Source organism: Streptomyces sp. NPDC026301 (genome assembly GCF_055567935.1).
This window is the reverse complement of the sequence record NZ_JBVHPN010000034.1, coordinates 1-11,418: the sequence shown is the minus strand read 5'-3', so window position 1 is coordinate 11,418 and position 11,418 is coordinate 1. Positions and strand designations below refer to the sequence as shown.

The window sequence follows — 11,418 nt, the reverse complement described above, 5'->3', positions numbered from 1 at the left end:
GGTATGAAGGCGTACATCGTCGGCGTCGGGATGACGAAGTTCGAGAAGCCCGAGACCCGCGAGTGGCGGTACTGGGACATGGCGAGGGAGGCGGGCGGCGCGGCGCTCGCGGACGCGGGCATCGGATACGAGCAGGTCGAGCAGGTGCCGGCCGGCTTCTGCCACCAGGCGTCCACGGCGGGCCAGCGGGCCGCGTACGAGCTGGGCCTGACCGGCGTCCCGGTCTACAACGTCAACAACAACTGCGCGACCGGCGCGACCGCGCTGCTGCTCGCCCGGCAGTTCGTGGCCGCCGGGATCAACGATTGCGTACTGGCGCTGGGCTTCGAGCAGATGAAGCGGGGCGCGCTCGGGGGCGGCGCCGACGGCGGCGACTTCGCCGCCTCGCCCGTCGCCCGGCACTACGGCGTGATGGCGGCCCGGCACGGCTTCGAGCGGACCCCGCCCACCGCGCAGATCTTCGGCAACGCGGCGCGCGAGCACATGGAGCGGTACGGCACGACGGCCGAGCAACTGGCCGCGGTCGGCGCGAAGAACCACCGGCACTCGGCGGAGAACCCGTACGCGCAGTTCCGGGACGTGTACACGGTCGAGGAGGTCCTCGCGGCGCGGACCGTCCACGCGCCGCTCACCAAGCTCCAGTGCTCGCCGACCTCCGACGGCTCGGCGGCGGCCGTCGTCGCCTCCGAGCGCTTCGTCCGCGCGCACGGCCTCCAGGACCGGGCCGTGGAGATCGCCGCACAGGCCATGACCACCGACACGGAGGAGTCCTTCGCAGCCGGCTCCTGCATCGACGTCGTCGGCAGGCCGATGTCGCGCGCCGCGGCCCGGCAGGCGTACGAGGCGAGCGGCCTCGGCATCGAGGACGTCGACGTCGTCGAACTGCACGACTGCTTCTCCGTCAACGAGCTGCTGACCTATGAGGCGCTGGGCATGTGCGCGGACGGCGAGTCCGGAAAGCTCGTCGCGGACGGGGCGACCACGTACGGCGGGCGCTGGGTCGTGAACCCTTCCGGCGGCCTGATCTCCAAGGGTCACCCGCTCGGCGCCACGGGCCTGGCCCAGGCCGCCGAGCTGACCTGGCAGTTGCGCGGCGAGGCCGGCGCCCGGCAGGTACCGGGCGCGCGGGTGGGCCTCGCGCACAACATCGGACTGGGCGGGGCGGCGGTGGTGACGGTGCTGCGGAGGGTGTGATGGTTTCGCGGTCCTGGGCCTGGGGTCCGGCGGGCCTAGGTCCTCCGGCCCGGGGCCGCTGGGCCGATAATCCGATGCCCGAGGCACCCGTCGGATGACACGATGGCCACCATGCCCCCGCTCATGACCACCGGCCGCCGGCCGTCCGGCACGACCACCCGCAAAGCCCCGCCCGCGTGGGCGGTGATGCTCGCGGTCTGCGCGGGACAGTTCCTCGTGGTGCTCGACGTCTCCGTGGTGAACGTCGCGATGCCCTCGATGCGGGCGTCGCTCGGCCTGAGCGAGCTGGGCCTGCAGTGGGTGGTCAACGCGTACGTCATCACCTTCGCCGGATTCCTCATGCTCGGCGGGCGCGCCGCCGACCTCTTCGGACGCAAGCGGGTCTTCCTCGTCGGCCTCGGGCTGTTCACCGCCGCCAGCCTGGGCGGCGGGCTCGCCCAGGAGCCGTGGCAGCTGATCGCAGCGCGTACGGTCCAGGGCGTCGGCGCCGCCGTGCTCGCCCCGGCCACCCTCACCATCCTCACCACCTCCTTCCCGCAGGGCCCGGCCCGCACCCGGGCCGTCGCCACCTGGACCGCGGTCGGCGCGGGCGGCGGCGCCGCGGGCGGCCTGGTCGGCGGGCTGCTCACGCAGTTCCTGTCCTGGCGCTGGGTGCTGCTGATCAACGTGCCGGTCGGCGCGCTGGTACTGGCCGGCGCCGCGGTCTGCCTCAGCGAGAGCCGGCAGGACGGCCGGCGCCGCCTGGACGTGCCCGGCGCACTGCTGGTCACCTGTGGGCTCGCGCTCGTCACGTACGGCATCGTGCAGACCGGCGAGCGCGGCTGGACCGCCGCCGGCGCGCTGCTGCCGCTGCTCGCCGGACTCGCCGTGCTGGGCGCGTTCGTGGCGGTCGAGGCCCGCTCCGCGGCGCCGCTGATGCCGCTCGGCGTCTTCCGGCCGCGGTCGGTGTGGGCGACGACCTCGGCGATGGTGGTGGTCGGTGCCGGCATGTTCTCCATGTGGTACTTCCTCTCGCTCTACACGCAGAACGTCCTCGGTTACACCGCGCTCCAGGCGGGTCTCTCCTTCCTCCCGCACTCCTTCTCGATCGTGATCGGCTCCAAGGCGGCGCCCCGGCTGATGGCGCTGCCGCGGCTCGGCGCGAAGACGGTGGCCGTGGCGGGCGTGCTGCTCGCGGCCGTCGGCATGGCCTGGCAGTCCACGATGGACGCGCACGGCACGTACCTCGCGACGATCCTTGGCCCGGGCGTCACGATGGCGCTCGGCGCGGGCCTGTCGGCCACCCCGATCGCCGCGATCTGCACGTCGGGCGCGGCGGCCGGCGACGCCGGGCTGGTCTCCGGACTGATCAACACCTCGCGGCAGATGGGCGGCGCGCTCGGCCTGTCGGTCCTCTCCACGGTCGCGGCCGGGGTCGCGGGCAGCGGCCGGGTGGCGCTCGCCGACGGCTACGCGCTCGCCTTCCGGGTCGGTGCCGTGGTCCTGCTGGCCGGCGTCCTGCTGATGCTGTTCTCCCTGCCGAGGCGCGAGAAGGACACCGCGCACGCCGGCTGAACTGCCGCAGGCGGTGCGCACCTGCGCCCCGCTGCCCGGCGGCTTGCGGGTGGTCGGCTCGTCGTGGCCCGGCCTGCCGGCGGTCGGCTCGTCGCGAGAGGATGCGGGCATGGCCGACACCGCTGCTGCACCTGGTCCCGCTGTTCCCCCGCCGTTTCCCGCCGCCGGCCGCCGTGTGCTGGTCAGCGGCGCCTCGCGCGGCCTGGGCCGGGCCCTGGCGCGTGCCTTCGCGGAGAACGGCGACCGGGTCGCCGTGCACTACGGCACGCGCCGGGCGGACGCCGAGGACACCCTCGCCGCGCTGCCCGGCGACGGCCACGTACTGCTCCACGCGGACATCGCCGACCCGGACGGCGCCGCCGGCCTGATCGCCGACGCCGACGCGGCGCTCGGCGGCATCGACGTACTGGTCAACAACGCCGCGGTCAACACCCCGCACCCGCCCGCCACCACCTCCTACGCCGACTGGGCCGCCGCCTGGCAGCAGCACGTCGCGGTCAACCTGCTCGGCACCGCGCACCTCAGCCACGGCGCGGCCCAGCGCATGATCGCGCAGGGCGGCGGCGGACGGATCGTCAACGTCGGCTCGCGCGGCGCCTTCCGCGGCGAGCCGGACCACCCCGCGTACGGCGCGACCAAGGCCGCGGTGCACGCGCTCGGCCAGTCCCTCGCGGTGGCGCTCGCCCCGTACGGCATCGCGGTGGCGTCCGTGGCACCCGGCTTCATCGACACCGAACGGGTCGGCCACCGGCTGGCCGGCGAGCAGGGCGCCGCGATCCGCGCGCAGAGCCCGTTCGGCCGGGTGGCCGAGCCGGCCGAGATCGCGGCGGCGGTCCGCTGGCTGGCCTCCCCGGAGGCCCAGTGGAGCTCGGGCACGGTACTGGACGTCAACGGCGCGTCGTACTTGCGCACCTGAGCCTTTGCGCCCCTGAGCCTTTGCGGACATGGGCCCTTGCGTACTTGCGTACGTGGGCCCCGTCGGCGGCACGGGGAGCCCGGTTTCCGCCTTGTCGGTCCGCCCGCGGCGGTGCCACCGTCATCCGCATGGCGAACATCCCCGAGGATTTGTCGTACAGCAAGGACCACGAGTGGCTCCGCCGGGACGGCGACCGGGCCACGATCGGCATCACGGACTATGCCCAGCGGCAGCTCGGCGACATCGTCTACATCGAACTGCCCAAGGAAGGCGAGCGGTTCGAGGCCGGCGAACCCTTCGGCAACGTGGAGTCGGTCAAGGCCGTCAGCGAGGTCTACCTGCCGGTCACCGGCACCGTGCTGACGGTCAACGCCTCGCTCGCCGACGAGCCGGAACAGGTCAACACCGACCCGTACGGCGACGGCTGGCTGCTCACGATCCAGCTCTCCGGCAGCACGGAAGCGCTGCTCACCGCCGCGGAGTACGAGGAGTACCTGCGCGAGGAGACGTCCGACTGAGACAACGGTGGCCGACCCGGACGGCGATGCGGCCACCGGCCCCGGGCCCGGCCCCGACCCCGGCCCCGGCTCCAGCCCTGGCCGCCGCCGGCCGCTGCTGCGGACCCGCCGGCCGTTGCCGCGGACCCACCGCCCCCTCCTACAGCCAGCCGTTGCGCCGCGCCGCGCGGACCGCCTCCATGCGGTTGCGCGTGCCGGTCTTGCCGATCGCCGCCGAGAGGTAGTTGCGCACGGTCGCCTGCGAGAGGTGCAGCTTGCCCGCGATGTCGGCCACCGTCGCGCCGTCCACAGCCGCGGTCAGCACCTCCCGCTCGCGCGGCGTCAGCGGATTCGGTCCGGCGCTCAGCGCGGCGGCCGCCAGCCCCGGGTCGATCACCCGCTCCCCGGCCAGCACCCGCCGGATCGCCGCGGCCAGCTCCTCCACCGGCCCGTCCTTGACCAGGAAGCCGCACGCCCCGGCCTCCATCGCGCGGCGCAGATACCCCGGCCGCCCGAACGTCGTCACGATCAGCACCTTGCAGTCCGGCAGCGCCTCGCGCAGATCCGCCGCGGCGTCCAGGCCGCTGCGCCCGGGCAGCTCGATGTCCAGCAGCGCGATGTCCGGGGAGGTCTCCAGCGCCGCGCCGACGATCTCGTCGCCGGCCGGCACCTGCGCCACCACCTCCATGTCCGGTTCCAGGTTCAGCAGCAGCGCCAGCGCGCCGCGCATCATCCCCTGGTCCTCGGCCAGCAGGACCCTGATCACCTGGGCATCTCCTCCACGATCACCTGGGCATCTCCTCGACGTCCGCAGTTGCCCCGGCGCCCCCGAAAGCCGCACCCGCGCCCTCGAAGCCGTCCGCGTCCTCGGGCAGCTCGGCCACCAGCCGGAAGCCGCGCCGCCCGTCGGCCCCCGCGTCCAGCGTGCCGCCGGCCGCGGCCAGCCGCTCGGCGAGGCCGGTCAGGCCCGTACCGCCGCCCTCGGCGGGCGATCGGGAGCTTACGGGACCGTGGCCGTCGTCGGTGATCGTCAGCCGGGCCCGGTCGCCGTCGACCCGCACCTCGATCTCGCAGCGGGTGGCGCCGCTGTGCCGTACGGCGTTGGTGACGCCCTCCCGCACGACCCAGCCCAGCAGCGCGCCCGCCTGCGGGGACAGCGGCGGCCCCGCCTGCCGGACGACCGGCTCGATGCCGCCCGCCTCCAGCGCCGAGCGGGCCCGGTCCAGCTCGGTGGCCAGGCTGCCCTGGCGGTAGCCGGTGACCGCCTCGCGGATCTCGGTGAGCGCCTGCCGGCCCACCGCCTCGATGTCCGCGGCCTGGGCCAGCGCCGCGTCCACGTCCCGCGGCGCCAGCCGGCGCACCGCCTCCGCCTTCACCACGACCACCGACAGGGTGTGCCCCAGCAGGTCGTGCAGGTCGCGCGAGAACCGCAGCCGCTCCTTCTCGACGGCGGTGCGCGCCAGTTCGCCCTGCGTGGCGTGCAGCTGCCGGTTGGCGTCGAAGAGCCCGAGGACGGCCGCGGTGACCATGCCGGAGATGAACGTGCCGTAGCCGATGATCGAGGCGTCCCACGGGTCGCCACTGCCGTGCCCGGCGAGCGTGCCGGCCGAGAAACTGGCGACGAAGAGCGCGACGAACAACGGCCGGCCGCGCAGCAGCGTGCCTGCGGCCAGCGACAGCAGCGGGAAGAACAGCATCCAGGCGCCGCCGTACCCGATGCCCAGCGCGTACGTCACCGCGGCCAGGGCGGCCAGCAGCCAGTACGGCACCGGAGTGGCGCGCGCCCGGTCGTTGAAGGAAGTGCGCACCACGGCGACGTAGAGCGAGTTGAAGGCGAGCAGGCCGGCGCCGGCCAGCCAGGGGTTGCCGGTCCTGCCCTGGAGGGTGTTGGACAGCGCGCCCACGCCCATGATCAGCCAGGGCATGAACGTGACCGGGCCGGGGCCCTTACGGAAGGGCAGCCGGGCGTCCGGCTCCGTCCCCCAGGTCGTCCAGGAAGCCTCGCGGCAGCGCTTCTTCTTGCTCTTCACGGCCCTGCCGTCCTGCTCCGCCATCTCGTCCTCGAACTCCGGGCCGGGCATCGCCCCGCTCGGGATGCCGCCTCGTCCCACCTCAGGCCGTCCGCGCCGCACGCCGGTACGCGTACACCGCATAAGCGCCGAAGACGGCCAGCCACGCCACCAGGACAAGCACCGTACTCGCCGACGGGCCGTGCCCGGACGTGACGCTCCAGCCGAGGTCCGCGAAGCGGTTCGAGGGGGTCCAGCGGGATATTTCCTGAAGCCAGCCGGGGAACGCCGCGGCCGGGAACCACAGCCCGCCGATGATCGCCAGCACCATCATGCAGCCGGCGTTCACCAGCCCCGCGGCCTGCGCCGTGAGGTGGTAGCCGTTGCCCAGGCCCAGCAGCGTGAACGGGGCGGTACCCAGCCACAGCAGTATGACGAGCCCGGCCCACTGCCCGGCCGACAGCCGCACGCCGTTGACCAGCGCGCCCAGCACCAGCACCACGACGATCGCGGGCAGCACGGTCACCGTGCTGCTCAGGCCGCGGCCCACCACCACCCGGGCCGGGGACAGCGGCGTGATCCGCAGCTGCCGCAGCCAGCCGAGCTTCTTGTCCTCGGCCACGCCGTTGCCGGTGCCCAGGGCCGCGCCCAGCGCGCCGTACGACGCCATGCCGACCATCGCGCTGACCTTCCAGGCGTCGGCGCCCTTGCCCGAGCCCCCGGCGATGTTTGTGAGGAGGAGGTACATCAGCACCGGCATCCCGATGCCGAAGATCACGAACCCCTTGTCGCGCAGCGTCCTGCGGACTTCCAGACGGATGTAGTCGAGCATCACCGGGCTCCTTCGCCGACCGCCGCGGCGCCTTCCAGGGCACCGGTACCGCTGACCGCCGGGCCGCCGTCCCCGGCGCCCGTGCGGGATGAAGTGAGGGAGAGGAACGCGTCCTCAAGACTGGCCGGGGCGACCTGAAGGTCCCGTACGAGACCCAGCCGGGCCAGCGCGAGCACCGTCGCGTCGGAGTCGCCGGACCGCAGCAGCGCCCGGTCGCCCCGTATCTCCAGGGACGTGACGCCCGGCAGCTCGGTCAGGCCGTCGGTGGGCCCGCCTGCCAGGTCGAAGGAGACCAGCGCGCCGCCGACGGTGCGCTTGATGGCCTCGCCGGTGCCGTCGGCCACCACCCGGCCGCGGTCGATCACCACGATCCGGTCGGCGTTTTCATCGGCCTCGGTCAGGTAATGGGTGGAGAACACCACGGTGTTGCCGCGCCGTGCGTATGCCCGCATGGCCCGCCAGAAGTCGTGGCGGCCCTCGACGTCCAGCGCCGCGGTCGGCTCGTCCAGCACGACCAGCTCCGGATCGCCCGCCAGCGCCAACGCGAAGCGCACGCGCTGCGCCTGGCCCCCGGAGAGCTTGTCCACCCGCTGCCCGGCGAGCTCCTCCAGGCCGGCCAGCGCCAGCGCCTCGGACACCGCCATCGGCTTCGGATACGTGGCCGCCACGAAGGCGACCAGCTCCCGCACCGTCACCCGCGGTATCGGCCGGCCGTCCTGCAGCATCGCGCCGATCCGCCCCTCGCGCACCGCCCGCTCCGGCGTGCCGCCGAACAGCCGCACCTCGCCGGACGTGGGCGGCAGCAGCCCGAGCAGCATGCTGATGGTGGTCGACTTGCCGGCGCCGTTCCGCCCGAGCAGCGCGACGGTCTCGCCGCGGTGGACCGTGAGGTCCAGCCCGTCCACGGCCCGCAGCTCGCCGTACGTCTTCACCACACTCGAGAACGCCACCGCGGTGGCGTCCCGCGCGCTCCCCGTTTTCCGCACCCCCGCTGCCCCCGCTGTCCCCGTTTTCCCCGTTGTCGTCGTCATGCCCATGAATCTACGGAGACCGGGCCGACCTCGGTAGAAGGGAATGTCTTCGACCGGATGGGACAAATGTCATGGGTGGGGCGAGCGGGCTTGCGCCGCCGCGGAACTGACGGCCCGTCAGGGGTCTTCCGGGTCGGCACGGGATGGGCTATACATGCCCCATCGGTAGAACGCGTTCTAGTGCGCAGCGACGACCGTGCCGACCGTGCCCGCCGTGCCGGCCGCGCCGCGCACCGCCGCGTCGCCGATCGCTGACGACCCCGGCCGGCCGACGGTGCGGACGGCCGGCCGGGGTCTTATCGCCTCTCGACCCGCCACCCGCACCGTACGGCGAAGGAGCCCCGCCCCATGCCCATCGACGCCGCCAAGGCCATCGCCGCCGAGCCGCGTACCTCCGACATCGCCTGGGACCACAAGGACGTCCAGCTCTACCACCTCGGCATCGGCGCGGGCGCGGCCACCGAGGAGCGCCCCGGCGCCGCCACCGACCCCGACGAGCTGCGGTACACCCTGGAGAGCCGGCTGCACGTGCTGCCCAGCTTCGCCACCGTCGCGGGCGCCGGCATGGCCGTGGTCGGCGGGCTCTCGTCCCCAGGCATCGACGTGGACCTCGCGGCCGTCCTGCACGGCGCCCAGAAGATCACCCTGCACCGGCCGATCCCGCTGCAGGGCACCGCCCGCCAGACCGCGACCATCCCCGCCGTTTACGACAAAGGCAAGGCCGCGGTCATCGTGCTGCGTTCGGAGACCGCGGACGCGGACGGGCCGCTGTGGACCAGCGACACCCAGATCTTCGTACGGGGCGAGGGCGGCTGGGGCGGCGAGCGCGGCCCCGCCAACCGCCTGGACCTGCCCGAACGGGCGCCGGACCGCACGGTGACCCGGCTGATCCGGGCCGATCAGGCGCTGCTGTACCGGCTCTCCGGCGACTGGAACCCGCTGCACGCCGACCCGGAGTTCGCCGAGCTCGCGGGCTTCGACAAGCCGATCCTGCACGGGCTCTGCTCGTATGGCGTGACGCTCAAGGCGGTCGTCGACACGCTGCTGGGCGGCGACGTGGCGCGCGTCCGGTCGTACGCGACGCGGTTCGCCGGGGTGGTCTTCCCCGGGGAGGCGCTGCGGATCCGGATGTGGGAGACGGCCAAGGACCGTATTCAGATCGTGGTGACGGCCGCCGACCGGGAGGACGCCCCGGTGCTGGCGGACACGGTGGTGGAGCACGACTAGGCACAACTAGGCACAGCCAGGGAGGAGCCGCAGATGCGCGCAGCCGTACAGCACGAGACAGGGCAGGACAAGCTCGACGTCCTCGACGACGTGGAGGCCGTGGGGTTCGGGCCGGGAAAGGTGCGGATACGGATCAGGGCCACCGGACTGTGCCACTCCGACCTCTCCGCGATGAGCGGCGTGCTGCCGCAGCCCGCGCCGTTCGTCCCCGGACACGAAGGCGCGGGCGAGATCCTCGACGTCGGGGACGGCGTCACGGGGCTGAGTCCGGGCGACCGGGTACTGATGTGCTGGCTGCCCGCCTGCGGCAGCTGTCCGTCCTGCCGCCGCGGCCAGACGCACCTGTGCCTGGCCGGCTTCATGAGCGCCGGCACCCCCAACTTCCAGCGCCCCGGTGGGGACGTCTTCGGGTTCGCCGGCACCGGCACCTTCGCCGAGGAGGTCGTGGTCGCGGCCCACTGCGCGGTGCCGATCCCGGACGATGTGCCGTACGACATCGCCGCGCTCATCGGATGCGGCGTGACCACCGGGCTCGGCGCGGCCCTGAACACCGCCAAGGTCGAGGCCGGATCGTCGGTCGCCGTCATCGGGTGCGGCGGCGTGGGCATCTCCACGATCCAGGGGGCGCGGGCGAGCGGCGCCGCGCAGATCGTCGCCGTGGACCCGGTGGAGTCGCGGCGCGAGGCCGCGCTGCGCTTCGGGGCGACGGAGGCGGTCGCCCCCGAGGAGCTGGCCGACGCCAAGCAGCGGATCACCGCGGGCGAGGGCTTCGACTACGTCTTCGAGGTCGTCGGGAAGTCCGCCACCGCCCGCACCGCCTATGAGACGACGCGGCGCGGCGGCACGCTGTGCATCGTCGGCGCGGGCGCGATGGACGACTTCTTCCAGGTCAACATGTTCGAGCTGTTCTTCGATGAGAAGAGGATCCTGCCCTCGCTGTACGGGGGCGGGGACGTGGTCCGTTCGTACGAGCGCGCCATCGCCCTGTGGCGGGCGGGCCGTATCGACCTCGCGGGCCTGATCACCCACCGGGTGCAGCTCGCCGAGATCAACGACGCGCTCGATCAGATGCGTACGGGCGCCGCCCTGCGTACCTGCATCGAGCTGTGACCGGGATGGAGGGCGGAGAGCGGATGACGCTGCGGGGCAGGACGGCCATCGTCACCGGCGCCGGCCGCGGCCTGGGCCGGGCCGAGGCGCTCGAACTCGCCCACCTCGGCGCGAACGTGATCGTCAACGACTACGGGCAGCCGGGGCGCGACGGTTCGGGTGCCGCGTCCGCGGCGCCCGCCGAGGCCGTGGCCGCCGAGATCCGGGCCACGGGCGGGCAGGCCACGGCGCACCTCGGGGACGTCGCCGACTTCGAGACGGCGCGCGACCTGGTGGAGCTGGCCGTGGACACCTACGGAGCGCTGGACATCCTGGTCAACAACGCGGGCATCCTGCGGGACCGGATGGTCTTCTCGATGACCGAGGACGAGTGGGACTCGGTGCTCCGCGTCCACCTCAAGGGGCACTTCAACACGACGCGCTTCGCCGCGGCGCACTGGCGGGAGCGGTCCAAGGCGGCCGGCGCCCCGGTGTACGGCCGGCTCGTCAACACCTCCTCAGAGGCGTTCCTCGCCGGTTCCGCCGGCCAGCCCAACTACGCGGCGGCCAAGGGCGGGATCGTGGGCCTGACGACCTCCACGGCGGCGGCGCTGGCCAAGTACGGCGTGACCGCCAACGCGATCTGCCCGCGGGCCCGCACCCGGATGACCGAGGACGTCTTCGCGGGCATTTCCCCAGGCCAAGGCAGCGGAGAGCCGGGGGAGGGAGCGTCGGACCCGCTGGCGCCCGAGCATGTCTCGCCGCTGGTCGGGTATCTCGCCGGGCCCGCGGCGGGCCGGATCAACGGGCAGGTCTTCGTCGTGCACGGCGGCATGGCCGCGCTCCTCGAAAGGCCGAGGGTGGCCGCACAATTCGACACCGCCAAAGACGTCTTCACCTATGAGGAGCTGGACGCGGCGCTGACCCCGTACTTCGCCGACCGCGCCCCGGAGGAGAACTTCGCGGCGACGGAGGTGCTGGGCCTGAAGAAGGGCTGAGGTGCTGGGCCTGAAGAAGGGCTGACACACGACGGCCGTGGCCGCCACGAGAGACGTCTCTCGTGGGGCGG

At 73.6% G+C, this 11,418-nt stretch carries 11 protein-coding genes; 7 read left to right on the top strand and 4 right to left on the bottom strand.

Annotated elements, in window-relative coordinates; genetic code table 11:
* The first annotated feature begins 3 nt into the window (after positions 1-3).
* The 4 genes from ACZ4MH_RS33305 to gcvH all read left to right on the top strand — a co-directional run bounded on the left by ACZ4MH_RS33305 (position 4) and on the right by gcvH (position 4,182).
* Positions 4-1,194: a thiolase C-terminal domain-containing protein gene (locus ACZ4MH_RS33305; RefSeq protein WP_351600599.1), complete on the top strand. Its 1,191-nt coding sequence runs from the start codon at positions 4-6 to the stop codon at positions 1,192-1,194.
* A gap of 102 nt (positions 1,195-1,296) precedes the next feature.
* A complete protein-coding gene (locus ACZ4MH_RS33300; RefSeq protein WP_467754841.1) occupies positions 1,297-2,748 on the top strand; it encodes an MFS transporter in 1,452 nt (483 codons plus the stop codon).
* Between the two features lie 109 nt (positions 2,749-2,857).
* Complete coding sequence (locus ACZ4MH_RS33295) at positions 2,858-3,664, top strand: SDR family NAD(P)-dependent oxidoreductase (RefSeq protein WP_351600601.1); 807 nt, start codon at positions 2,858-2,860, stop codon at positions 3,662-3,664.
* A 128-nt stretch (positions 3,665-3,792) separates the two neighbouring features.
* Positions 3,793-4,182 carry a glycine cleavage system protein GcvH gene (gene gcvH, locus ACZ4MH_RS33290; RefSeq protein ID WP_351600603.1) on the top strand — a complete coding sequence of 130 codons (390 nt, stop codon included), beginning with the start codon at positions 3,793-3,795 and terminating at the stop codon, positions 4,180-4,182.
* Positions 4,183-4,321: 139 nt separating this feature from the next.
* Here the strand turns inward: gcvH and ACZ4MH_RS33285 are convergent, their stop codons facing one another.
* From ACZ4MH_RS33285 to ACZ4MH_RS33270, 4 genes are all read right to left on the bottom strand, one after another.
* On the bottom strand, positions 4,322-4,927 hold the full coding sequence (locus ACZ4MH_RS33285; RefSeq protein WP_351600605.1) for a response regulator transcription factor: 606 nt from the start codon (positions 4,925-4,927) through the stop codon (positions 4,322-4,324).
* Between the two features lie 19 nt (positions 4,928-4,946).
* Positions 4,947-6,086, bottom strand: coding sequence for a sensor histidine kinase (locus ACZ4MH_RS33280; protein ID WP_351600622.1), 1,140 nt, complete (start codon positions 6,084-6,086; stop codon positions 4,947-4,949).
* Between the two features lie 187 nt (positions 6,087-6,273).
* Positions 6,274-7,002: an ABC transporter permease gene (locus tag ACZ4MH_RS33275; protein ID WP_351600607.1), complete on the bottom strand. Its 729-nt coding sequence runs from the start codon at positions 7,000-7,002 to the stop codon at positions 6,274-6,276.
* Positions 7,002-7,952 (bottom strand): ABC transporter ATP-binding protein, encoded by a 951-nt coding sequence (locus tag ACZ4MH_RS33270; RefSeq protein WP_351600610.1) that lies wholly within the window; start codon positions 7,950-7,952, stop codon positions 7,002-7,004. Before ACZ4MH_RS33270 ends, ACZ4MH_RS33275 begins: the two co-directional genes overlap by 1 nt.
* 429 nt (positions 7,953-8,381) lie before the next feature.
* Here ACZ4MH_RS33270 and ACZ4MH_RS33265 point away from each other — a divergent pair, with 429 nt between their 5' ends.
* From ACZ4MH_RS33265 to ACZ4MH_RS33255, 3 genes are read left to right on the top strand one after another with little or no spacing between them, the layout of a single operon-like run.
* Positions 8,382-9,260 (top strand): MaoC/PaaZ C-terminal domain-containing protein, encoded by an 879-nt coding sequence (locus ACZ4MH_RS33265; RefSeq protein WP_351600613.1) that lies wholly within the window; start codon positions 8,382-8,384, stop codon positions 9,258-9,260.
* Between the two features lie 33 nt (positions 9,261-9,293).
* Complete coding sequence (locus ACZ4MH_RS33260; RefSeq protein WP_351600616.1) at positions 9,294-10,370, top strand: Zn-dependent alcohol dehydrogenase; 1,077 nt, start codon at positions 9,294-9,296, stop codon at positions 10,368-10,370.
* 5 nt (positions 10,371-10,375) lie between these two features.
* A complete protein-coding gene (locus ACZ4MH_RS33255) occupies positions 10,376-11,347 on the top strand; it encodes a 3-oxoacyl-ACP reductase (protein WP_351600624.1) in 972 nt (323 codons plus the stop codon).
* Positions 11,348-11,418: the final 71 nt, after the last annotated feature.

Excerpts from the sequence above, each read along its gene's own strand:
- ACZ4MH_RS33305 (WP_351600599.1), top strand. The coding sequence starts at position 4 with ATGAAGGCGTACATCGTCGGCGTCGGGATGACGAAGTTCGAGAAGCCC.
- ACZ4MH_RS33300 (WP_467754841.1), top strand. The coding sequence starts at position 1,297 with ATGGCCACCATGCCCCCGCTCATGACCACCGGCCGCCGGCCGTCCGGC.
- ACZ4MH_RS33295 (WP_351600601.1), top strand. The coding sequence starts at position 2,858 with ATGGCCGACACCGCTGCTGCACCTGGTCCCGCTGTTCCCCCGCCGTTT.
- gcvH (WP_351600603.1), top strand. The coding sequence starts at position 3,793 with ATGGCGAACATCCCCGAGGATTTGTCGTACAGCAAGGACCACGAGTGG.
- ACZ4MH_RS33280 (WP_351600622.1), bottom strand. The coding sequence starts at position 6,086 with ATGCCCTGGCTGATCATGGGCGTGGGCGCGCTGTCCAACACCCTCCAG.
- ACZ4MH_RS33275 (WP_351600607.1), bottom strand. The coding sequence starts at position 7,002 with ATGCTCGACTACATCCGTCTGGAAGTCCGCAGGACGCTGCGCGACAAG.
- ACZ4MH_RS33265 (WP_351600613.1), top strand. The coding sequence starts at position 8,382 with ATGCCCATCGACGCCGCCAAGGCCATCGCCGCCGAGCCGCGTACCTCC.
- ACZ4MH_RS33260 (WP_351600616.1), top strand. The coding sequence starts at position 9,294 with ATGCGCGCAGCCGTACAGCACGAGACAGGGCAGGACAAGCTCGACGTC.
- ACZ4MH_RS33255 (WP_351600624.1), top strand. The coding sequence starts at position 10,376 with ATGGAGGGCGGAGAGCGGATGACGCTGCGGGGCAGGACGGCCATCGTC.